This window comes from Vibrio sp. St2 (genome assembly GCF_947311885.1).
GTDB classification, from domain to species: Bacteria; Pseudomonadota; Gammaproteobacteria; order Enterobacterales; family Vibrionaceae; genus Vibrio; species Vibrio coralliilyticus.
This window is the reverse complement of record NZ_CAMZNA010000009.1, coordinates 60,272-83,277: the sequence shown is the minus strand read 5'-3', so window position 1 is coordinate 83,277 and position 23,006 is coordinate 60,272. Positions and strand designations below refer to the sequence as shown.

24 protein-coding genes are annotated in these 23,006 nt (G+C 43.5%); 8 read left to right on the top strand and 16 right to left on the bottom strand.

Going from position 1 to position 23,006, the window contains the following annotated elements; translation table 11 throughout:
- Window positions 1-43 precede the first annotated feature (43 nt).
- The 3 genes from QMA41_RS20670 (at window position 44) to QMA41_RS20660 (ending at window position 2,113) form a co-directional block, all read left to right on the top strand.
- Window positions 44-994, top strand: coding sequence for a sugar kinase (locus QMA41_RS20670; protein WP_171354074.1), 951 nt, complete (start codon window positions 44-46; stop codon window positions 992-994).
- Window positions 995-1,006: 12 nt separating this feature from the next.
- Complete coding sequence (locus tag QMA41_RS20665) at window positions 1,007-1,633, top strand: bifunctional 4-hydroxy-2-oxoglutarate aldolase/2-dehydro-3-deoxy-phosphogluconate aldolase (RefSeq protein ID WP_006960950.1); 627 nt, start codon at window positions 1,007-1,009, stop codon at window positions 1,631-1,633.
- Between the two features lie 276 nt (window positions 1,634-1,909).
- The gene (locus QMA41_RS20660) at window positions 1,910-2,113 is read left to right on the top strand and encodes a hypothetical protein (protein ID WP_045987229.1); all 204 of its coding nucleotides are present in this window, start codon (window positions 1,910-1,912) and stop codon (window positions 2,111-2,113) included.
- 3 nt (window positions 2,114-2,116) lie between these two features.
- Here QMA41_RS20660 and QMA41_RS20655 read toward each other — a convergent pair whose 3' ends face one another.
- Both QMA41_RS20655 and QMA41_RS20650 read right to left on the bottom strand, forming a co-directional pair.
- A complete protein-coding gene (locus QMA41_RS20655; RefSeq protein WP_040121599.1) occupies window positions 2,117-2,764 on the bottom strand; it encodes an HAD-IA family hydrolase in 648 nt (215 codons plus the stop codon).
- Between the two features lie 245 nt (window positions 2,765-3,009).
- On the bottom strand, window positions 3,010-3,510 hold the full coding sequence (locus QMA41_RS20650) for a flavodoxin (protein ID WP_171354075.1): 501 nt from the start codon (window positions 3,508-3,510) through the stop codon (window positions 3,010-3,012).
- Between the two features lie 147 nt (window positions 3,511-3,657).
- Here QMA41_RS20650 and QMA41_RS20645 point away from each other — a divergent pair, with 147 nt between their 5' ends.
- On the top strand, window positions 3,658-4,128 hold the full coding sequence (locus QMA41_RS20645; protein ID WP_021455494.1) for a CreA family protein: 471 nt from the start codon (window positions 3,658-3,660) through the stop codon (window positions 4,126-4,128).
- A 111-nt stretch (window positions 4,129-4,239) separates the two neighbouring features.
- The gene (locus QMA41_RS20640) at window positions 4,240-5,544 is read left to right on the top strand and encodes an inosine/guanosine kinase (protein WP_006960945.1); all 1,305 of its coding nucleotides are present in this window, start codon (window positions 4,240-4,242) and stop codon (window positions 5,542-5,544) included.
- A 36-nt stretch (window positions 5,545-5,580) separates the two neighbouring features.
- Here the strand turns inward: QMA41_RS20640 and QMA41_RS20635 are convergent, their stop codons facing one another.
- Window positions 5,581-6,186 (bottom strand): beta-phosphoglucomutase family hydrolase, encoded by a 606-nt coding sequence (locus tag QMA41_RS20635; RefSeq protein ID WP_006960944.1) that lies wholly within the window; start codon window positions 6,184-6,186, stop codon window positions 5,581-5,583.
- Between the two features lie 139 nt (window positions 6,187-6,325).
- Here QMA41_RS20635 and QMA41_RS20630 point away from each other — a divergent pair, with 139 nt between their 5' ends.
- The gene (locus QMA41_RS20630; RefSeq protein WP_031342383.1) at window positions 6,326-8,089 is read left to right on the top strand and encodes a methyl-accepting chemotaxis protein; all 1,764 of its coding nucleotides are present in this window, start codon (window positions 6,326-6,328) and stop codon (window positions 8,087-8,089) included.
- 43 nt (window positions 8,090-8,132) lie between these two features.
- Here QMA41_RS20630 and dsdC read toward each other — a convergent pair whose 3' ends face one another.
- Window positions 8,133-9,074, bottom strand: a complete 942-nt coding sequence (gene dsdC, locus QMA41_RS20625) for a DNA-binding transcriptional regulator DsdC (protein ID WP_281630504.1) — start codon at window positions 9,072-9,074, stop codon at window positions 8,133-8,135.
- Between the two features lie 172 nt (window positions 9,075-9,246).
- Between dsdC and QMA41_RS20620 the strand changes: the two genes are divergently transcribed.
- Window positions 9,247-10,554, top strand: a complete 1,308-nt coding sequence (locus QMA41_RS20620; RefSeq protein WP_281630503.1) for a D-serine ammonia-lyase — start codon at window positions 9,247-9,249, stop codon at window positions 10,552-10,554.
- 34 nt (window positions 10,555-10,588) lie between these two features.
- On the opposite strand, the gene QMA41_RS20615 is transcribed toward QMA41_RS20620, so the two are convergent.
- The 5 genes from QMA41_RS20615 to QMA41_RS20595 form a co-directional block, all read right to left on the bottom strand.
- On the bottom strand, window positions 10,589-10,807 hold the full coding sequence (locus tag QMA41_RS20615; RefSeq protein ID WP_043010388.1) for a hypothetical protein: 219 nt from the start codon (window positions 10,805-10,807) through the stop codon (window positions 10,589-10,591).
- Between the two features lie 9 nt (window positions 10,808-10,816).
- A complete protein-coding gene (locus QMA41_RS20610) occupies window positions 10,817-11,212 on the bottom strand; it encodes a VOC family protein (protein ID WP_281630502.1) in 396 nt (131 codons plus the stop codon).
- 61 nt (window positions 11,213-11,273) lie between these two features.
- Window positions 11,274-14,426, bottom strand: a complete 3,153-nt coding sequence (locus tag QMA41_RS20605; RefSeq protein ID WP_281630501.1) for a multidrug efflux RND transporter permease subunit — start codon at window positions 14,424-14,426, stop codon at window positions 11,274-11,276.
- A gap of 10 nt (window positions 14,427-14,436) precedes the next feature.
- Window positions 14,437-15,555 (bottom strand): efflux RND transporter periplasmic adaptor subunit, encoded by a 1,119-nt coding sequence (locus tag QMA41_RS20600; RefSeq protein ID WP_281630500.1) that lies wholly within the window; start codon window positions 15,553-15,555, stop codon window positions 14,437-14,439.
- Between the two features lie 102 nt (window positions 15,556-15,657).
- Window positions 15,658-16,218, bottom strand: a complete 561-nt coding sequence (locus QMA41_RS20595) for a GNAT family N-acetyltransferase (RefSeq protein ID WP_171748159.1) — start codon at window positions 16,216-16,218, stop codon at window positions 15,658-15,660.
- 266 nt (window positions 16,219-16,484) lie between these two features.
- Here QMA41_RS20595 and QMA41_RS20590 point away from each other — a divergent pair, with 266 nt between their 5' ends.
- On the top strand, window positions 16,485-17,612 hold the full coding sequence (locus QMA41_RS20590; RefSeq protein WP_038163770.1) for a fatty acid desaturase: 1,128 nt from the start codon (window positions 16,485-16,487) through the stop codon (window positions 17,610-17,612).
- A 604-nt stretch (window positions 17,613-18,216) separates the two neighbouring features.
- Here the strand turns inward: QMA41_RS20590 and QMA41_RS20585 are convergent.
- From QMA41_RS20585 to QMA41_RS20555, 7 genes are all read right to left on the bottom strand, one after another.
- A complete protein-coding gene (locus QMA41_RS20585) occupies window positions 18,217-18,990 on the bottom strand; it encodes an ABC transporter substrate-binding protein (protein ID WP_006960933.1) in 774 nt (257 codons plus the stop codon).
- Between the two features lie 212 nt (window positions 18,991-19,202).
- Window positions 19,203-19,616 carry a GFA family protein gene (locus QMA41_RS20580; RefSeq protein ID WP_281630499.1) on the bottom strand — a complete coding sequence of 138 codons (414 nt, stop codon included), beginning with the start codon at window positions 19,614-19,616 and terminating at the stop codon, window positions 19,203-19,205.
- 19 nt (window positions 19,617-19,635) lie between these two features.
- Complete coding sequence (locus QMA41_RS20575; RefSeq protein ID WP_281630498.1) at window positions 19,636-20,031, bottom strand: GFA family protein; 396 nt, start codon at window positions 20,029-20,031, stop codon at window positions 19,636-19,638.
- A gap of 10 nt (window positions 20,032-20,041) precedes the next feature.
- Window positions 20,042-20,593, bottom strand: coding sequence for a GNAT family N-acetyltransferase (locus QMA41_RS20570; RefSeq protein WP_281630497.1), 552 nt, complete (start codon window positions 20,591-20,593; stop codon window positions 20,042-20,044).
- An 87-nt stretch (window positions 20,594-20,680) separates the two neighbouring features.
- Entirely contained in the window at window positions 20,681-21,943 is a 1,263-nt protein-coding gene (locus QMA41_RS20565; protein ID WP_021458169.1) for a DEAD/DEAH box helicase, read from the bottom strand.
- A 36-nt stretch (window positions 21,944-21,979) separates the two neighbouring features.
- Window positions 21,980-22,555, bottom strand: coding sequence for an ACP phosphodiesterase (locus tag QMA41_RS20560; RefSeq protein ID WP_039952091.1), 576 nt, complete (start codon window positions 22,553-22,555; stop codon window positions 21,980-21,982).
- Between the two features lie 102 nt (window positions 22,556-22,657).
- Window positions 22,658-22,780 (bottom strand): hypothetical protein, encoded by a 123-nt coding sequence (locus QMA41_RS20555; RefSeq protein WP_006960927.1) that lies wholly within the window; start codon window positions 22,778-22,780, stop codon window positions 22,658-22,660.
- Between the last annotated feature and the right edge of the window lie 226 nt (window positions 22,781-23,006).

The following is a 23,006-nucleotide window of genomic DNA, read 5'->3' as shown; positions in this document are numbered from 1 at the left end:
CCCCCACTTGCGGCTTTCTTTATCTCAATATGAGGACTCCTACATGAAACATATCGCCATTATCGGGGAATGTATGATTGAGCTTAACGGATCACCATTTGGAAACATGCAACAAGCCTATGGTGGAGATACGCTTAACACAGCTATCTATCTAAATCGCGCTCAGAGAGCTTTTGCATCAGACGAATCGGCGAAAGTATCTTACGTTACCGCTGTAGGTACCGACTCCATCAGTCAAGGTATGGTAGACGCATGGAAAAAAGAAGGGATTAATACTGAGTATGTGTTGACCTGTGAAAACAAAACACCCGGCCTTTACTTGATCCAACTAGACGAACAAGGCGAACGTACATTTATGTATTGGCGTAATGACTCTGCGGCACGTTGGCTGATTCAGCACCCTAACTTTGAATCTATCGCGTCGCAGCTTGTTGATGTCGACATGGTATATATCAGTGGTATAACACTCGCAATACTACCGGAGCAAGACAGGAATAAATTACTTAGCTTACTCAAGGAGTTAAAAGTAAAGGGCGTTGAATTATGTTTTGACAGTAATTTCCGCCCTGCACTTTGGCCAAATGACGAAAACCAATCAGTAATGTCAGCTTATAACGCGATGTATTCTATTACCGATACGGCGATTGTTACTTATGAAGATGAACAAGCTCTGTGGTGCGACAAAAACTCTGAAGAAACAATGATGCGATTAAAAGATCAAGGCATTAAAAACGTAGTCGTAAAACTTGGGAGCGAAGGCTGTATTTTGTCTCAAAACGGTAAGAAAACCCAGAGTATCACCACTACACCAGTTAAGAATGTTGTTGATACAACGTCAGCAGGCGACTCATTCAATGGCGCGTTCTTAGCGGCTTATTTAAATGGTTCAAAATTAGAACAAGCATGTAAAATGGGTAACAAATTGGCGAGCATTGTTATCCAGCATCGGGGAGCTATTATTGACCCTAAGCACACCCAGCTCGCACTCATTTAATAAGGTAAAACAATGTCACTTATCAACGAACAATTAAAAAAACTCAAAGTCATTCCAGTAATCGCTATTGAAGATGCAAAAGATATTGTCCCTCTAGGAAAAGTACTGGCAGACAACGGGTTACCAGCAGCTGAAATTACGTTTCGATCAGACGCCGCTATTGAAGCAATACGTTTACTAAGAGAATCTCAACCCGAGATGCTGATCGGCGCAGGCACCGTATTAAATAGAGAACAGGCTATTGCCGCTAAGGAAGCAGGTGCAACTTTTATTGTCTCACCAGGATTTAATCCTAATACCGTAAAGGCCTGCCAGGAAATTGGAATCGATATTATACCGGGTGTAAATAACCCAAGTACCATTGAAGCGGCTCTAGAAATGGGCCTTACGACACTGAAGTTTTTCCCAGCGGAAGCTTCAGGTGGCGTGAACATGGTGAAAGCTTTGCTTGCTCCGTATTCTGATGTAAGCCTTATGCCTACAGGTGGTATTAATACTAACAATATCCAAGACTATCTTTCGATTCCAAGGGTCTTAGCTTGTGGTGGTACATGGATGGTCGACAAAAAGCTTGTTGAAGAGAAAAACTGGGATGAGCTCGCCAGACTTACACGTGAGGCAGTTCAACTAGTTAAATAGAGAATCGATACTCATTTGCACGCTCCAATTAGGAGCGTGTCATTTCCAAATACCGATAGCTTCACCCCTGTTCTACCCATATTCGCTGACCAATGCGGTCAATTTTATGAATTCACTCTCATAGTTAATGAAAATCTCTTAAACCGAGCTTATTCAAGAGATTGTTCAACTAGAATAGCATTGCATACAGATAATCTAGCTATTAAGCTGATTAACAATAACTAAAAAGACTTAATAGGGCTCAGAATTTTGGTCCTTTTTGCTGCGGGAGCATTCATGGAATCAAACCAAGACCAAGACGAACAAGTACTGTGTTGCCCCCTATGTGGCAGTGAGGAATACCTTCTGTCAGAAACAGACAGTATGTTATGTGCTCAATGTGGTACATTTTTCGAAGATATTAAGCAGGTAGTAGTCACACAGCCCATTGTGACTCCAAAATTGACCAAACACATCAGTGTTAATCAATATGCAATTTAACGGTTAGATTAGAGCTTCTAGATCTCTCAGACCTTTAATCCTCACAACTTTTTCCGAGTGTATTTTATCGTTAAGGCCAACTAAGTGGACGGTCTTAACACCAGCGCGAACTCCCGCTTCGAGACCTTTTGGTGTATCGTCTACATAGATGCATTCGTTAAGTGTAAATCCCATATTCATTGCGCTGTACTGCACTAAATCAGGTTCAGGTTTCCAACTATTGGTATCAAATGCTGAGAAAATTTTGCCTTTGAAGTAAGGCAGTAATCCGGTGATTCGTAATGTTTTTTCTATTTTGTTTTTTGGGCCATTAGACGCAACGCAATACTCGATGCCCCTTGCTTCAAGGTATTTAATGACATCAAACACGCCGTCCATTGGCTTCAAGTGAGCTTCAAACAGTTGCTCGAGCACCTCGCGGTAAACTGGCTCAAGTTCATCAAGAGAAACTGAAAGACCAAGCCGGTCTCGCATATCGGTAAGAATATCGGCAAGCTTACCTCCCTCAAAGTGCTCTATCGCCATATCTAACGACAGATGGACATCATAACGATTAAAGACATCGCATAAAGCCTGACAGCATAACCGTTCGCTATCGACTAGAGTACCGTCGCAATCGAATATCACACACTGAGTTTGAGGTTTACCCATTCCGCCTTCCTTTCTTAACGTACTAAGTAAAATACTATTCCACGCTATAGAGATTGAAATGATGGGGTTAACACTTCAAATAAATGTAACTTAATTCATGGTAAAAACACCGAGCTTGTCACTAATTTATGCCCTAATTACATGAATTTAATACTAATGACATAAATAGCTTCAGGAGAGATGGCGCAACACTGATTAGCTATCATAGATTTTTAGAAAACACTAGAGGCTACAGGAAAGTGAAGTTAAGACTCAATGTATATCGCTTCGCAATTTGTTGCTTCTAACGTTGAATGCGTTAATAAGGAGGCGACAAACTCATCGTTGTTACCAGATAAGTTGACAACGTCAGAAACTAAAAGTTCTTTGCCATTTTTAGTAATGATTGCAGCGGCGGACGGTTCTCCATTTTGAAAACCGACATAAAGATCACAAGGTTCAGAGAAGATTATCTGACTTAAAAACTCAACGATTAACTCTTGCTCATTCTGTTCTTTCCACCTTTTAGACTGAAGCAGAGAGAACATGACGGTGAGGCGATGAAAATCGACTTTAAAGATGTCTTGCTCTGAAAATATTGTACTAGGCTCAGGAAGGCCTACCAATTTTTCAAACTGACTATCTTGGCTTTTCGCTAAATATAGCTGTCGACCCGCTAAGCTTTCTTTAGTTGGAAACTCAACATCAATATGCTGGCTTAGCCATTGGTTTTTAGTTTCAACAATCGAAATCGCACTATTGCTCATATCAGTAAACGCTGCTTTCTAACGGGATTACCGTGAAGCTTAGCGATAACGATCTGATGTCTCAAGTATTTTAAGGATATCTGGCGATTTCTGTGTCAAACTAGCTCAATTGACTAACGGATTTTCATCATTGGGACAAATAACACCATGTTAAGGAAAGTTGCGACCGTATCTCTTTTAGCGCTCGGGTTGACCGCCTGTGACAATAACGAAGTTGGCGATGTCAGCCTGGGTTTATTCACCATGAAAGACATCAAGCTCAATCATCTCAAAGATCCTGTTGTTACAGGGGTTACATGCCATATCGCTTCCATTGAGGCTGACTTCAGCTTGGCAGACCCAAGTGATAGCTCTATTTCTTGTCGTCAAACGGGTGAAATCACACCGGAAATGATCGCGGCAATTGATAAGTCAAAAAATGGCGAAGTTGTATTTAAAAAGTCTAAAAGTATTTTCTTTAAAAGTATGAAAGTTCGTCGGATTTTCGACTCGGAAAACCAAACTCTGATGTACCTGTCTTATTCTACTAAAGAGACATCGGGTAGCTTCAAACACAGCCTTTCGACGGTGCCACTATGGGGTACTAAAGCCTATGGCATCCATACCGCTGAAAAGTAGTTGAAAAAAGAGCCAAACGTACCAGTTTGGCTCTTTTTTATGTAATAAAAATGAAAGCAATCTTACATTGATGTGATATGATGCGCGAAAATTTCCAACCCCATTCTAAAAATGAAGTTTCCTGGACAGCGCAAATCTAAGCACTACTTCCCTACTCACGCTCGTGATCCACTTGTCAACCAAATGAAGCAAACTCCAAAGCTTTACCGACCTATCATTGTCGGCGTTGGCCAAACAATTGTTGATATCGAAGCTCGCGTAGACGATGACTTCTTAGCTAAGTACGACTTGAGTAAAGGACATTCTCTGGTCTTAGAAGAGAGCAAAGCGGACGCATTGTATGAAGAACTGGTAAAGCGTGAACTCATTACTCACCAATACCCTGGTGATACGATTGGTAACACACTTCACAACTACTCAGTATTAGCTGACAGCAAATCTGTGTTGCTGGGCGTAATGTCTAAGAATATTGAAGTAGGCTCTTTTGCATACCGCTATCTATGCCGTACTTCTTCTCGTATGAACCTAAACCATCTCCAAATGGTAGAAGGCTCTATCGGTCGCTGTTACACACTAATATCAGAAAATGGCGAGCGCACGTTTGCTATTAATGAAGGTCACATGAACAAACTGCGTCCGGATAGTATTCCTGAAGACGTATTTGATAAAGCATCCGCTTTAGTTGTGTCTTCATACCTGATGCGTGGTAACCCAGAAGATCCAATGCCGCAAGCCGTTGCGCGAGCGATCGAAATTGCTAAATCTAAAAACGTACCTGTTGTACTGACTCTTGGTACAAAGTGGGTCATTGAAGGCAATGCGGAATGGTGGCAAAACTACATTAAAGAAAACATTTCTATCGTTGCAATGAACGAAGAAGAAGGTGAAGCCCTCACCGGTGAAAAAGATCCTCTGCTTGCAGCAGATAAAGCACTGGAATGGGTTGATCTTGTATTGTGTACGTCTGGCCCAGTAGGTTTATATATGGCGGGCTATACAGAAGATTCCGTCAAGCGTACCACTGAGCTCCCTCTACTACCAGGTAACATTCCAGAGTTCAATAAATACGAATTTAGCCGAGCGATGCGTAAAAGCGACTGTGCGAAACCTGTAAAAGTATATTCTCATATTGGCCCATACCTAGGTGGACCACTAGAAATCAAGAATACCAACGGCGCTGGAGACGCGGCACTGTCGGCACTTTTACATGATATGGCGGCTAATAGCCACCACCAAGTAAACGTGCCAAACTCATCGAAGCATGATCAGCCTTATCTGACATATTCTTCTTTGTCTCAGATCTGTAAGTACGCGAACCGCGTAAGCTACGAAGTGTTGACCCAGCATTCACCTCGTTTAACACGTGCACTGCCTGAACGTGAAGACAGCCTCGAAGAAACGTATTGGGACAGATAACAAACGAAGAAGAGCCGCATTTATGCGGCTCTTTCCTTATTCTTGTGGGCACGGATAGAAAACCAACCCACTGCTTTCTACCATGACGCAGTCCATTTTCGCTGCGTGTGCGGCTTGTTTACCTAACTCTGTATCTTCAAAAACCACACATTCACTTGGCAACAAGTTAAGCTCTTGAGCTGCAATCAAAAACGTATCTGGATTCGGTTTGTGGTGTTTAACATCTGTCGCCGTCACGACAGTATCCAGCTTATCGAGGATTTGGCTTTCTGACAGTAGCCGCATTGCGCTTTCGCGTTGGCTCCCCGTCCCTACCGCGATTTTCTTTTTACCATAAAAATGCTCGAGAACTTCGTTAGTAGACTCAATAGGTAATCCAAAATTCTCCAGCTCACTGAACGCCTTCATCTTGAAAGCAGAAACAGCCATAGGGTCCAGTGCTAAACCATGCTTCTTATTGACTTCCGCCGCTATTTTATAGCTTGGCATACCACCTAAGCTATGAAGCCATTCTTGTGTAAAAGGAAATCCAAATTCAGTGGCCGTTATCTCCCATGCTTTTAGGTGTGACGGCATGGTATCTATTAAGGTTCCGTCCATATCAAAGATTAAACCTTGATATCGCTCCAATTGTTTCAACATTCTGATATTTCCCACCTTTAACATTGTTAGTATCCATATTTTTCTGGCCAGACCAGATCAATTGATATATCTATAAATAGCAACTACTCTTCAAAAAGAAGTAAATAAAACTAACCGCTCAATTAACTCAGGTAGTCTCATGAATATCAAGAATAAACTGTATTCATTAGGTGCAGTCGCCATTTTAGGGGTTGTATCATTACTCTTAACAACCTCTCATTTCGCCCAAACCACCAATCAACTTAATAACGCTAATCTACTTGTAGCGAAGCTGGAAATTCGCCTTCTTAATCTAAGGAGAAATGAAAAGGATTTCCTTCTTAGGAAGGACATGAAGTACCTTGATAAGTTCAACAAGAATATGGATATCTTTCTTGATCTCGAGTCTGAACTAGCTCCTGTTTTGGATGATAATGATCTGCCTTCAAGCTCCCAGGTCAGGCAGGATATCTTGAAGTATCAAAGTGGGTTTACCAACCTCGTTAATGCTTTTGATGCACTTGGACTAAAACCAGAAGAGAAGCTCCTTGGAAAATACAACACAGAATTGAAAGAACTCAAACCTTCACTATCCAGCGAACAATTAGTTAACCTGTTCGAATTCGACAAAAACGTTGCTAAGGGTGAAGTCCAAGCCCAATTATTACCGGGCAATGCGAGCCAGTTAATCGCTGCAGCTAATCAAGTTGTTGCTCAGAAGAAAACTATCGGTCTCAAATATAACGAAGGTTTACTCGGAGATGCTCGCGGGTTGTCCCATGCAGTAGAAACACAGTTTAAAACATTCGCAGCAGCACTCGATGAACAAAGTGAAATTACCAGAAAAGAGCTAACGTTAATCAAACAAGGCGTCAGTATTGCTGTCGTGGTGTTTATTCTCGGCTTTATCTTCCAAATTTCTCGTTCGATTAACCTACAAGTCGCAGCCCTACTTTCCATAATTCAGGAAATCGCTCGCTCAAATAATGTTGCCCTTCGCTCTCAACTTTCAGGGAAAAACGAACTCGTATCCATTGGTAATTACTTCAACCGATTACTGGACAAACTAGAAGCACTTATTTCTGGTACGCAATCCAAGTCTTCTGAACTGTCACAAAGTACTCAAAGTATGCATAACGAGCTACAGAGTGTTATTGAGCAGTTCCACGTACAAGCAGATCACACATCGACAATGGCGACTTCTGTACAAGAAATGGTATCAACCATTAATGAAATTTCAGAAAGCACTGCAGTGGCGGTTGAAGGGGTTCAACAGGCTTCTGTCAACGCTCAGCATGGCCGTGAAGTTGTAGAAGAAACGGTGAAAAACATCGGCCAATTATCGTCGATTCTGTCTGATAGCCAGGGTTCGATCAGCTCCTTAAACGATCATGTAGATAAAATTGGTGATGCGGTTAATATCATCCAAGGTATTGCAGAGCAAACCAACTTATTAGCGCTTAATGCTGCTATCGAGGCGGCGCGTGCTGGTGAACAAGGACGAGGCTTTGCGGTTGTTGCCGACGAGGTTCGCGCGCTTGCAAGTAGAACACATCAATCTACTGAAGAAATTACAAAAGTCGTCACCGCTATCCAGACCCAAATGGCAACAGTTGTGACCAATATAGATCAATGTAATGAGCAAGGACAACAAACACTAGGAGCTTCAGAAACATTGGATGAAAGCTTAGGTCAGATCATTACTGACATGACCAATATTCAGGCTAACTCGGAACGAATAGCTTCTGCGATTGAAGAGCAAGGCATCGTTATGAACCAAGTAAGTGAGTCGATTACAGAGCTTAATAGCATCTCCGAAGGGAACATGCACTCTGCTCAAAACTGCCTGAATGAAGTCGACAAAGTTTCTTTGCAAGCGAGTGAGATGGACCAAGCCGTAGCAGAGTTCCAAACATCAAAATAGAATTAGACAACAGGTAAAAAGCGCTTTTAAACAAAGCGCTTTTTTATTTGCATATTTGTAGCTGACGGGAGATCCAATCCGCAAAACACTTCTGCTTGGCAGATAGCGTTCTTTGCACTCCAATAAGGTAATAATAATGCCCTGATTTAATCAATCGGTTAGGAAAAGGCATCACAAGGTCTCCTCGTTCTATGTCTTCCTTCACCAAACTCCATCTCCCCATCGCAATCCCTGCCCCATGTTTTGCTGCACTTACTGCAAGAGTCGACTGATCAAATCCGATTGACCGACAATTTTGTATATCAAACTCAGCGTAATGTTCATGCCAATATTTCCATTCATCGAACTGAGAATGAATGTGCCAAGCCTGATTATCGTGCAAGAGCGTGCAATGTGAGAGATCACGAGTCTCATTGCTTAAAGCATGCTGCGTTAAATAATATGGTGAGCAAACTGGGACCACATGTTCTTCATTTAGCTTTAAGCTCCAATTGGCGTCAGGGGTAACATTGCTATAGTAGATGGCGAGGTCAATACCATGCCGATTTAAATCAAGCGTGTCGTTGCCCGTGATCAGCTTGATGTCGATTGACGGATACTGTTTACAGAAGTCATGCAATCTTGGAGCCAGCCAATCATGAGCAAAGGAAGGCCTAGAATAAACCGTCAAACCACCCGAGACATGACCACTTCTTACCTGTTCAATACTGTTATTAAGTTGAGACAAAGCTAACGTCACAGATGCAAATAATTGCTCGCCATCAGAAGTGAGCGTGACCTTACGATGCTGACGTTCAAACAACTGAAGCTTTAGCTCATTCTCCAATTTGTTTATTTGATGAGAGACCGCACTGGGTGTTAAACAAAGCTCATGCGCAGCCAAAGCGAAAGAGCCCAAACGCGCGGCGACTTCGAATGTATAAAGCTTAGAAAGCTGAATTCCGTTCAATTGGGTATTGATGCGAGTGCTTGTATCAATTTTCATTTCTTAATGCTGGCGTCGCTTAAAGTGAATAAATTTATCTTATACGAACTAAATCTATAACTCCCTCTTAATTTGAGTGAATTTAATTCATCCACGAGTGAGTAATGATCATTTGCTAGTCTCGCCGAACACGGGTTTAATCAGACCATGACTCTTAAGCCAATGACTGATTATGCGCGACCTTATCGAGCAATACCCACTAATTGATACCCTTGTTCAACTGAAAGAAACGAGCTGGTTCAACCCATCCGTTACCACCACTGAAATTGCACTTCCTTACGTAGGATTGGACAAAGCGGATGCCGATGATGCCTCTTCACGTTTGCAACGTTTTGCGCCGTTTTTGGCTCACGTCTTCCCTCAAACCCAAGCCAGTAATGGCATCATTGAATCGCCAATTCGTGAGATTTCTACAATGAAATCAGCGTTAGAAGCTGAGTACAAAACCAAAATTGCCGCCCAGTTGTTACTTAAGATGGATAGTCACCTACCTATTTCCGGTTCTATTAAAGCACGGGGTGGGATTTATGAAGTTCTGACCCACGCGGAAAATTTAGCGTTTGAACATGGGCTGCTAAACATAGACGACAACTATCAAAAACTCGGTACTCCTGAACTAAAAACGTTCTTTTCGCAATTCAGCATCGCTGTTGGGTCAACAGGTAACCTTGGTTTATCCATTGGCATTATGAGCGCAAAACTTGGGTTCAACGTCACTGTCCATATGTCATCTGACGCTAGGGAGTGGAAAAAGGCAAAACTCCGCGATCACGGTGTCACCGTTCGAGAATATGATAGCGACTATGGTGTTGCCGTTGAGCAAGGTCGCCTTGAAGCAGAACAAGACCCGAACTGCTTTTTTATTGACGATGAAAACTCAAAAACACTTTTTCTCGGCTACTCGGTTGCAGGAGAGAGACTCAAAGCACAGTTTGAAGAAATGAACATCCAGGTTGATGAAGACCACCCTCTGTTTGTTTACCTACCTTGTGGCGTAGGAGGAGGTCCGGGAGGTGTTGCTTTTGGACTGAAACTAGCGTTTGGGGATCACGTACATTGTCTTTTTGCCGAGCCCACACACTCACCTTGCATGATGTTAGGTGTCCATACCGGCTTGCATGATGAAATTTCAGTTCAGGATATCGGGCTAGATAACGTCACAGCAGCGGACGGCTTGGCAGTTGGTAGAGCCTCTGGCTTTGTCGGTAGAGCGATGGAGCGCATGATAGACGGCTACTACACGGTTTCAGATCAAACCTTGTTCACTCACCTTAAAAGGCTCCATCAGACAGAAAACATTAAGCTTGAACCCTCTGCATTGGCCGGAATGAAAGGGCCGGTTATCGTTTCAGAAGATAAAGAATATTTAGCTCGGCTTGGCCTTTCCGACACACAGCTTCAAAACGCGACTCATCTGGTCTGGGCAACGGGAGGCGGAATGGTGCCGAGTGAGGAAATGGACAAATATCTGGCTAAATAAACTACCCATAAAAAGCTCTGTTAGACAGAGCTTTTTACTTGAGCCGAATCACTTTGGTCTGGGTAGCGGTTGCATGTTCATGGTACATGTCATCAAGAAACGTGAGCAGCTCATTCTCAGCAAGCTCTGAAGGAATATAAACGTCGTATATTTTTACTCGCATTCCTGTTTCAGATTCTCGATACAGAATCCACTCATCATCACGACGTTCAACGGACATCTTGGTTCCAAAAACGTCAAATAGAATTCGCATTACCTCTCCCTACTTCTTCAGTTGAAGAAGATCCCATTTGTTTCCATATAGATCTTTAAACACAACGACAGTGCCGTATTCTTCTACTCGTGGCTCCTCGCAAAACTCTATGCCATTTTTCTGCATATCCTTGTAGTCGCGCCAGAAGTCATCGGTATGAAGAAATAGGAAAACTCGCCCACCCGTTTGATTGCCAACCCTAGAAAGTTGCTCTTCATTGCTTGCTTTAGCCAGCAGCAAACAGCTACCGTCGGCACCAGGTGGAGAAACCAAGACCCACCGCTTACCTGCGCCTAGATTTGTGTCTTCAACTAACTCAAAACCTAGCCTTTTAGTATAAAACTCGATGGCTTCATCATACTCATCCACCACCAACGCCATGTAACCAATTTTCTGATTTTTCATAACCGTCCTAGAAAAAATCCCCTAGCTTAAAGGGCTGAGGGGATTATCGCATTAAGTTGGATTAGTCGTCATCTAGTGGTACCAATTTAGTACTACCGCCATGAATTTTCTCTCGTTGACGCTGCACCAATGCATAGAAGCCAGGAATCAGGAATGTTCCTGCAAGCAGCACACACAGTAGGCCGCCGATCAGTGAAATACCCAATGAGTTCTGGCTTACGTGCCCTGCTCCCGCAGCAAATATCAGCGGGAAAATGCCCAAGATAAACGACCAAGACGTCATGTTAACAGCGCGGAAACGAAGCTTACCCCCTTTTACAGCGGCATCATCAATCGCTGCATCTTTATCCTCACGCTCAACTTTCGCAAACTCGACAATAAGGATCGCGTTCTTGGCCGCGAGCGCTATTAAGAGCACCAAACCAATCTGTGCGTACAAGTTGAGTGGCGTTCCTGTTAGGTTCAAGGCTAAGAATGAGCCCAATGTTGCTATCGGAACCACAAGAATGATCGCCAGCGGAATACTCCAGCTTTCATACTGCGCCACCATGAACAGATAGATAAATATTAATGCTAAAGCAAAGGCGAAAATCGCTTGGTTGCCTGCAAGTACTTCCTGATATGCCATACCAGTCCATTCGTACTGATAACCTTGAGGCAATATTTCTGCCGCGACACGTTCCATTGCTTCAATCGCATCACCACTTGAATAGCCAGGTGCAGGCTGCCCCTGAATAATCGCACTGCGGTACATATTGTATCGCCACGCAACGTCTGGCTCGAAGATCTGTTCGTAACTAACTAGCGTGCTAAGTGGGATCATTTCTCCTGCCGATGAACGAACATGGAAACGCTCGAGATCTTCCATACCAGTACGATGTTCAGCATCAGCCTGCATCGTTACACGGAAGTTCTTACCAAACATGGTAAAGTCGTTAACGTACAAGGAGCCTAAGTTACCCTGTAGCGTTTGGAAGATGCTAGATAGTGGAATGCCTAGCTGCTGCGCTTTCTCACGATCAATATCGACATAGTAGTGAGGCACGTTCGCTCGGAACGTACTAAAGCTACGGGCAATTTCCGGTTGCTTGTTCGCTTCTTCGATGACTTGATTCATCACCACGGCTAAATCGCTACGGCTTCGACCCAATGTATCTTCCAACACAAATTCGAAACCCGATGCAGCGCCCATGCCTGGAACAGCTGGAGGCCCCATCGCGAATACGACAGCTTGAGGAAGTTGCATCATTGACCGACCGTTGATTCGGTTGGCAATCGCCGATGCCGAATGCTCGCCTTCAAATCCGTTTCGGGTTTCCCAATCATGGAGTTTGATAAACAGAGTCGCACCATTCGATGAAGCCGCACCGGTCAAAAGCGAGTAGCCATTTGCGACTGTGATGCCATCAATGCCCGGCTCTTGTTCGATCATCTTAGCCAGCTCAGCTGTCGTTGCTTCTGTACGTGATAAAGACGCAGAGTCAGGTAGCTGAACGTTAACCAGTAAAATACCTTTATCTTCCTGAGGTACAAATGCCGTAGACGTTGTTTTAGCGAAAAAGCTCACTGCCGCCACAGCGATCACGAAGAATACGACTAGCAGCAGGGATTTCTTAACCAAATATCCCGCGACTTGGCCATAGCGATTCGTGACGCGCTCAAGCCCGCCGTTAAACGCCTTGAACCAACGAGCGGTGTTTCCACCTCCTTGCTTCAGCACTAACGAACAAAGTGCAGGTGAAAGCGTTAAGGCGTTGATAGACGAGATAACCACTGAAATACAGATCGTCAATGCAAACTGACGATACATGATGCCAGTTATCCCCGGTAACATAGCAACGGGCAAGAACACCGCAAGTAACACCAGCGTCGAGGTAATGATAGGCCCCGTCACCTCTTTCATTGCAATCAGAGTGGCTTTGCGTGGACTTATCGAAGGATCTTTGGCCATTGTCGTATCGACGTTTTCGATAACGAGAATAGCGTCATCCACCACGATACCAATTGCCAGTATCAAACCAAACAGCGTTACTGTATTTATCGTAAAACCGGTCAGCTGCATGAAAGCGAATGTACCGATCAAAGATACCGGGATAGCGATAACAGGAATCAGCGTCGCACGGGCACTACCTAGGAAAAGATAGGTAACCGCAATAACCAGCAATATCGCTTCTACCAGTGTTTTAACAACACCCTTAATGGATTCAGCGACAAAGACCGTTGTGTCATAGCTGGTCTCATAAGCCAGACCTTCAGGGAAATTCACACTGAGGTCTTCAAGCAGTTCCATCACTTCTTTGCCACTTTCCAACGCATTGGCGCCAGACTGAAGTGACAATGTCACGATAGAGGCATCTTGACCTCTGAATTTACCCGTTCCGTCGTAAAACTTCTTACCCAGTTCAACACGAGCAACATCTTTAAGGTAAATGGTCGAGCCATCGCTATTGGCGCGAAGCACAACGTTTTCAAACTCATCGACACTTTCTAACCTGCCTTTGGTAACAAGGTTAAACTGAACCTCCTGAGCACTACTATATGGTGCTGAGCCCACACGCCCCGCCGCTACCTGAACGTTCTGCTCTGCGAGCGCGGAATGAACATCGCTGGTTGTCAGGTTTAGGTTCGCCATCTTTTCCGGATCGAGCCAGACGCGCATCGCGAACTCACCGCCACCCAATACGTTTACTTCACTGATACCCTTAACACGCGCAAGCTGGTCTTTCAGATTCAGGTTTACGTAGTTGATGAGGAACTGGTCGTTATACTTCCCGTTTGGTGAATAGAAGTTCAGAACCATCAATAGGTCCGGAGAACGTTTTTTCACCGTGACACCCACCATTCGAACTTCTTGCGGAAGTTTAGACTCAATCTGAGCCACTCGGTTTTGCACGTTGACCTGAGCCATATCAGGATCAGTACCAACATCAAATGTCACATTTAGGTTGTAAGACCCATCATTGGCACTTTTCGAAGACATGTAGATCATATCTTCGACACCGTTGACGGATGTTTCTATTGGGTCAGCAATGGCCTGTTCGACCGCTTCTGCACTCGCACCTGTATAAAAAGCGGAAACACTGACAGAAGGAGGACTGATTCTTGGATACTCTGCCACAGGTAAAACGGCAAGCGAAATTGCCCCTGCAAGCGTTAATATAATAGAAATGACCAGCGCAAATTTAGGACGCTGGATAAAGAAACGACTTAACATTTAGGCTCCTTTACTCAACGTCTGATTTTTCGTTGAAACGTACTGGAACACCATTTCGCACTCGTTGCAGTCCCTGCGTGATTACTTGTTCGTCAGAGTTCACACCACGACTTATAATGATGCCCTCTTCAATCTGACGCCCTAATTCGACATTGCGGCGCTCTGCGATATTGCCTTCGGCGACAACCATAACAAAGTTACCTTCTAGGTCGGTTTGAACGGCACGACGAGGAATGACGACAACGTCAGTAGACTGTTTCTCTCTCAGCTCAACACGGATATGCTGGCCTGGAAGCAGACGGTACTCTGGGTTAGGCACTTCAGCGCGCATCGCGATGGTACCTGTATTCAAATCTATGCGGTTACCAAGAAAATCAAGGCGACCCAGATGCTCAAAGGGTTGACCGTTTTCCAAAACCACCTGTACTTCTACGGAATCGGCTGAACCATCGCCCTTAATTCTATCGATGCCCATTTCTAGTCGCTCTCGCTCACTGACGCTGAAACTGGTGTGTACAGGGTCTAAGCTCACTAAAGTAGTAAGAACACCGGATTGAGGAGAGACGAGATCACCCGTGCTCAGCTTACTTTCACTGATTCTGCCCGCAAATGGCGCGCGAATTTGGGTATAAGATAAGTTAACTTCCGCTAGGTTAAGTTGAGCGTTACCCGCTTCAACCTGTGCTTGAGCACCAAGTAATGCAGCGTTGAGATTGTCGAATTCAGATTGAGAAATGCTGCCTTTAGGAAGTAAGTTTTTGCCACGTTCGAAATCGAGCTCTGCTTTCTTAAGCTCGGCTTTCGCTTGCGCTAACGCTGCTTTAGCACTGGCAACTTGAGCTTCAAAAGATGAAGGCTCAATAGTGAAAAGGAGCTGGCCTTTTTCGACCATCTGCCCTTCTTCAAAATGTCGGGATTTGAGATAACCTGTGACCTGAGCGGTGATGTTCGTGTCTTCAACGGCTTCAACACGGCCAATATAAGATTTGCTTTGTTGATGAGGAATAACGATAGCTTGTTCAGCGACAACGAGTGACGCTGGCATTTTCTTCTGTCCCTGATTTTGCTCTCCACATCCTGAAAGAAATATCGCGCCAGATAACGCGGTGAATAGTAACGTTTTTTTCATTGAATAGACCGTTAGGTAAATTGAGAAAGAGGCTGACGCCAAACTACCTAACGATCTTGTGGATATTGTCCGAGAATTATCAGGAGAACGGACTTAAGTGTATCAATCTGTTACGACTTCTGTCTGAGTATGAATGCTAATACGTTCGAGCAGATCAGCGCCAGATTTCCAAGCGTACACCAGTTCAGGAACCTGGCTGCCACAAGGTGCTTTCCACATCCGCTCTTGTACAAGCTGACCACCGATGTGATCGTAGAACTTCACAGCTTGTTGATTATCCTTAATTACTTCCAAATATACGCCATTGTCAGGGAAGTGTTGTGCAATCCATTTTGCCATCTCAGCAATCAGTTTAACGCCCAACCCTCTTCCACGATAAGCCTCGTCAATGTGTAAAGCATCAATGATGGTGCCTTTTTCGAAGTCATGGTTGCCAAAAGCGCAGATAAAGCCACACAACAGACCACCTTCTTCGAGCAAAAGAACGTGCTGGTTAAAAGGAGGGTTGATCAATCGCGTTTGCCAAATGGCTAGTCGTTCATCCTGAACATCGTGCTTAAGATAGTCAGCGGCAAGTAGGCCTTGATAGAATTTCTTCCAGCTTTGGGTGTGTAGAGAGGCTATACGTTCGTAGTCGCTATATTCAGCTACTTTTAATTCCATTTATAGTTCCTTATTACTTCCTGTAAGGATTGTTTATCTCTTCATACTATAAAACATTTAACTAAAAGCCAATCATACTAGAGAAAATCCAACATTATTTGCCACGGCTACTTCGATTTCCTCGCAATGATTCTTATTGAGCATTCGGTTTATAAGTTCTAACAAATTAATCCTTCATTGAGCTCACACGACACTTAACTTTCATTTGACTTACACATGTACGCTGATATTCTGGCGCACAACTGTTAGCTGAATGGATAATTGAAATGTCTGTAAAGGAAAAGCCACCGCTAATATGGCTAAATGTTACGCTTTTTCTCTCTAGTTTTATCGTGGCTGTTGTCGTTGCTCCTTGGTATGGCTTTGAATTCGGATACGAGGCAGAGCATTGGCTTTGGCTGCTGATCACCTTTTCTTTTTGTAACCTTTCAATCACAGCGGGCTATCACCGCCTGTGGTCTCACAAAACATACGATGCTCATTGGTCTTTAAGATTACTTTTTGCTCTTGGCGGTGCATTCGCTCTGCAAAATAGTGCGTTGCACTGGAGCTCTGATCACCGTGTTCATCACAAGCACGTAGATAACAATGATAAGGACCCTTATTCTGCGAAGCGTGGATTCTGGTTTTCCCACATTGGTTGGATGCTAAGACACTACAACCCTGCGACTTATTCAGATTACGGCAACTGCCGCGATCTGCAGAAAGACAAAATTGTTATGTGGCAACATAAGCACTACTTGCTACTAGCCATTTTAATGAACATTGGCGTACCACTACTGCTTGGTGTGATTTACCAAGATATCTGGGGAATGCTACTTATGGTGTGTGTGGTTCGCTTAGTATTGAGTCACCATTCGACATTTTTTATCAACTCGCTTGCTCATATCTGGGGTTCGCAACCTTACACCGATAAAAATACAGCGCGTGACAATGCCGTCCTAGCAGTATTCACTTTTGGTGAGGGTTACCACAACTATCATCATATCTTTGAGAACGATTACCGTAACGGTATTCACTGGTGGCAATACGATCCAACTAAGTGGTTGATCAAATCTTGTTCGTGGCTTGGGCTAACGAAAAAACTACGTGTTACTCCAAAGATGAAGATTGAAAAAGCGATGGCAAAGCAAGCCTTAGCGAAAGCCTCTCAGAATGTCAGTAAGCTTCCAAATGCATCACTGCTTAATGAAACATTAAACAAGGAGTTCGATGTGCTGATGAGTAAGATGTCAGACTATTACGAACTGAAGAAAGAAGTCCTTGAGAGCAAGAAAAGTGATTTAGCGAAGAAGTATGAGCATTCCGTTCTAAAAGTCCGTTACCAGCAGATGAAGCAAGACTTCAAAGCGCAACGACGGAGCTGGGAATTACTCGTCGCCCGCTACGCATAAACATCGAAGCCACCTAATTAGGTGGCTTTTTCATTTGTAACACCGAAAATCAACAGTATTCCACTCGGGAGCCTTATTTGTCGAAAGCTGTTCTACGCTTGGCTAGCGAGCTGATAAACACACCACCATAAAATACTACTGCAAATAGACAGAACCACTGTCGTTACCAACAAATGCTTAGCGCTCATATTTTACACACTATAAATAACGCTTTTGCCCAGCGCTTTTATTCATCAATTATAAATAGTTGATGAGCATTATAAACGGCGTGTCTTAAAAATGGGATAGATTGTAGTAATAAATCACTCGTTTTGAGAAGAAATATCACTGTGCGCTTTCACCTCTCCTCGTCGCATATATCATTGATATTTATTGAACTTTACTTATACAACAAGCACAGCTTATGTCATTTTTGTTAGCGAAATGAGATTTACTGAATATTACAAGGTGACACGCATTTAATAAATCAATGCATTATCTCTCTTTCTGAATATACCTAAATGATTATTTGTTTCTCAAGCGGTCAAAATACATACAATAGATTTTATCGGAAAAGAAAAACGGAAGCTTGTTGCTTCCGTTTTTTTATTATGTCAATAGTCACTTATTTAATAAAGTCGTTCACTATCTGATCAACTTCTCCGCTCTCTTTCATTTCAGACAAAATTTTATGATATTGCGCTTTAAAATCATCTTTAAATGGGAATTTTCCGCCATTGGTCGCAAAGCCTAAGAAACCCTGCTCTGAACTGATGGTGGCACCCTCTACAACGCTTTGACCATCGTACTTGCCTTCATTTTGAAGCTTTTTAAGCTCCCATTGAATGGAAAGAGCATCATTCATGTAACAGTCAACACGCCCAGCGATCAATTTGAGCAGATTTTTAGGTGTGCCTTTCGTTTCATTCAGTTTGATCTTTCCGGCTTTGACTGCCGCTCTGAACTCATCTCCACCTGCAGAAAACCCAGCATTGTTACCTATCGTTAAGCCCATGTAGTCACCAGGCCAATTAGGTTTTGGGCTACTTAATACTGACTTCTGACAAACCACAACCAGTTTTTCATCGAGTATTGGCATGTCGTATTCCATGTAAGGACGTTGATCAGGGCGTTTATACGGTGGATAAAGGGCAAAAATTTTACCGCCTTCTACTTCGGACAAGCCTCGTTTCCAAGGTACTCCTTTGATGGTCACACTGTAGTCTGGCATTTTAGAAAAAATACGTTCCAAGATAACGGTGTAAATCCCCGTTACCCTACCGCTTTCAACGTAGGAATAAGGAGGGTATGAATCGTCACCGTAAACAGTGACATCGCTTGCTGCAAAGACCGAAGTCGAGGCCATAACCGCACAAAGCAAAGTTAAGGTTTTTTTCATAGTGATAACTCCAAATACTGTTCCATCAGCATTACGTGGTGCTATCGGTAAGTAATAGTGCATGAAATGGCTAAGTCAAGGTCGTTGAGGCTAGGCAGAACAGGCTTTCAGTATAAAAACACACACCAACCCTTTGCTTTTTAATAACTTTATCATCAAACATAAAAAGCCAAGTGTTTCGCAACAAAAAAGGAGCCTACAGGCTCCTTTTCTTAAGGTTGCTTATCAAAGCATGGGATGTCTTTTGGTATTTCGACCCAGCTTTGCTTCTCACTCAACCAAACGTGCATTTCGGGCTCAAAGAGTGCGCTATGCTCTACCCCAGCCGGTTTGAGCTTAAGCTTAATGGTAGCCTTGTCATCTGGATTGTAGTGATAAACGCGATTACCGCATTCCCCACAAAATTTGGCGAAATTTTTGTTACCACTTTCCGCTACACGCTGCCACTCATTCAACTCTCCCTGAAATTCAATATCTTCAGCCTTAACAATAGCCGTTACGCTATATGGGCTGGTCGATAATTTCTGGCATTCTTGGCAGTGGCATGCGATGACTTTTAAAGGTGCAGCTTTGAGTTGATAGGAAAGCTGCCCACACTGGCAAGACGCTTGGATTGGAAACTCCATGATAACTCCTTACTTAGATTCAACGATCCGCTGGATGATTTACTCCATCATTAGTGACAACGTCACCTAAATCAAAAGGATTTACTCCCTCTAAACACCCGACGTTGTAGCCATACTCCGTCGGGTCTGAGCGTCGTTGGTGATGCGTGTAGATACCGCATTCAGAGCAAAAGTAGTGCTTAGCCGTTCCTGTATTAAATTGGTAAAGCTTTAGCAACTCTTGGCCTCTAAGTATCCGAATTCCATCCAGTTTTACTGAAGCGACAATAGCACCTTTTCTACGGCAAATCGAACAGTCGCACCGCCTGGGTTTATCGATCCCTTTTGGAAGGTGCAACTCCAATTCAACGCTTCCGCAGTGGCAAGTTGCTTTATGGTATTCTTCGATTTGTGTTGTACCTACTTGCTTAATCATCCATTGCTCCTCAATTGATTCGTAACTGATACTCAATACAGTCAATCGGCTTTCCGTGCATTTCTGCGTAATTGTTTACGACCTTTATGGGTCGAAACCCGTTAGCAATTAATACCTTCTGTGACGCCAAGTTCTCGGTAGATGCGTAAGCCACCAACTTTTCAACGCCCATTTTCTCAACAACTCGAATAATGTTTGAGACGGCAAACTTCGCGACACCACGGTTGGTAAAGGATTTCCCGACCCGATAACCAATATGGGCAATCTTCCTGCGACGGCTAATGTTAGAGACATTTACGCGGCCAAGAATGGCTCCACTCTCATCAACAATCAACATTGGAACCAAAGTTTTCGCTGCAAACTCCAGCAAGAACACCTGAATGTGTTCTTTGACGCCTTTAGGTGAATAGAAATCTGTCTCACGAGGGGGGATATTGGCTTCAAACCATTCTCTGTTTTGAAGCTCGAACTCAAGAAGTTTCTCAACATCACCTTCTTTGAGTAGCTCAAGCTGCATATCAAGTCCTTTATGAATAATGCCCGCGACCAATATATCGCTCAAATACAGTTAATCCTATGTTTATATTGATGATTTGTTAATCTCGCATAAAAAAAGCCGCATCTCTGCGGCTCTTAATAATTTGGCTAACTACTTCTTCTTGCCTCTGTTCGCATGAATCTTGAGCTTCGCTTTCATCTTTCGTTTTTCCGAAGAGCGGCTTTTTCGTCTTCCACCACGCTCGCGTTCATTTTCCGTTGGCTCTTCAATACTCGGTTCAAAGCCCTGTAGCCACTCTTGTGGTAAACGCGCGTCAAGAAGACGTTCTATCGCTTCGAGCAAGTATTCTTCGTCTTTACTCATCAGCGATACCGCCAGACCTTCCTGACCAGCTCGGCCAGTACGACCAATACGATGAACATAGTCTTCGGCTTTGTAAGGCATATCAAAGTTAACCACTTGCTCTAGCTGATTAATATCCAACCCTCTAGCCGCTACATCGGTTGCAATCAATGCTCTAATTGTACCCGATTTAAAATCGTCTAACGCTTTCTGACGTGCACCTTGACTTTTATCACCATTGATCGACGCAGCTTTGATTCCGTCAAGTTTAAGCTCCTTCGCAAGCGCATCGCTGCCCTGCTTGGTCTTCGTAAACACGAGTACCTGCTGCCAGTTTCGTGAACCAATTAAATAGGCAAGAAGTTCAGCTTTACGCTTTTTGTCGACAGGATAAACCATCTGTTTAACCGTCTCAGCCGTACTATTGGATGGCGTTACCTGAACCTCGACTGGCTCATTCATCAATTTATGAGCAATAGTCTTAATACGCTTATCAAATGTCGCCGAGAAAAACAGAGTCTGACGCTCAGGGTTGAGCTTTTTCAATATGCGTTGGATATCTGGCATGAATCCCATATCTAACATGCGATCGGCTTCATCCAGTACTAAATAGCTGGTTTTTCTAAGATTGATGTTTTTGCAGTAGAGGTGATCCAGTAAACGTCCTGGTGTCGCGATCAATACGTCACAACCCTGCCTCAGATTTTGTGTCTGAACATTCATACTGGTACCGCCATAAGCAGTCACAATTTTAATCTCAGTCGCACTCGCATAAGCCGTTAAGCTGTCAAACACTTGCTGAGCCAACTCACGTGTAGGAACAACCACCAAGGCTAAGACATCATTTGATTGAGGATCTCTCGACGCTTCCTGATCAAGTAGCTTGTTGAGTAGTGGCAAGCCAAAGGCAGCAGTTTTCCCTGTTCCTGTCTGAGCTCCCGCCAGCACATCTTTTCCTTCAAGTACGTGAGGAATGGCTTGCTCCTGAATAGGCGTTGGCGTGTCAAAACCTAATTTTTCTACAGTAGATGCAAGTGCTTGAGACAGGCCCAGATGTTGAAATGAAGACATGGTAACTTTCCGAATGAAACAGGGTCGCCGATTCTATCAGAATCTTTTCGCAGCGTTTAGTATCTCTGGGTACAAGGTATGGAATATTTCTTTCAATGGTTGATAACGCTGCTCTAACGTATAAAAACAACGCGATAGCTCCCCCATTCTTGGCGAACGAGTCGACATTCTTTGCAGCGCGTACTCGATATTCTCAATTTCCTTATAAGATTCCAGCCACCGACCTTTCCACATCGCCCCGCTGACAGCCGTAAAACGCTCGGGAAGTGTTTCTGGGTATTCAGCAAGGACTTTACTTTCGGCATCAAGACAAAAATCTCGCAAGCTAGTGGCATGGTACTTTCGCCACTCAGACGCCAGACAGTGATCCCAGAACATATCCAATGCTATTCCTGAAAAACGCCGACTCTTTCCGGGAAAGTATTCTCTGGCTTGTAACATAAGTGCATGGCTGTCGATCGTACTGTCGACAAACCGATGCAGCTTTATTCCTTGGACAATATCGGCTGAATATTGGTGTTCAGGGTTACCTTTTACAAAGTCCCCGAGTAAATTTCCCAACATGCTCGATTCGCAGTGTTGTGCTATGTGAAGGTGGGCGAGGTAATTCATAGTGCTTACTAGTACAAAACATTAGTTTCATAAAAGCACAAAGCCAGCGCATTTGCACTGGCTCTTTCTGGTATCAACATGAATGTTGATTTCAACGAACGATTATTTATTGAAGATTTCTTCTGCTAGCTCTTCGATTGACTGTTCATAATCTGACAGTTCAAAACCAATCTCCATAGCATCTAGCAATTCAAGGCATTCTTCGTTCAATGTTTGGTCACTCATTCTGACCTCCTTAATTACAAACAACTTTATAGACCTGTTTTCAAGTCTCAACATGAATATAAGGTCTATTGCTCCTTTTTAAACCACTTATATGACAGTTTTTTGAAAGAACAAAGTAAATAATCAATGCGATATGATTTTTATCGCAAGTAAACGTTTGCATTACTGAATCTCATCTAAAACCAGGTTAACCGTATATTTATATTTACATCAATGGTTATTTATA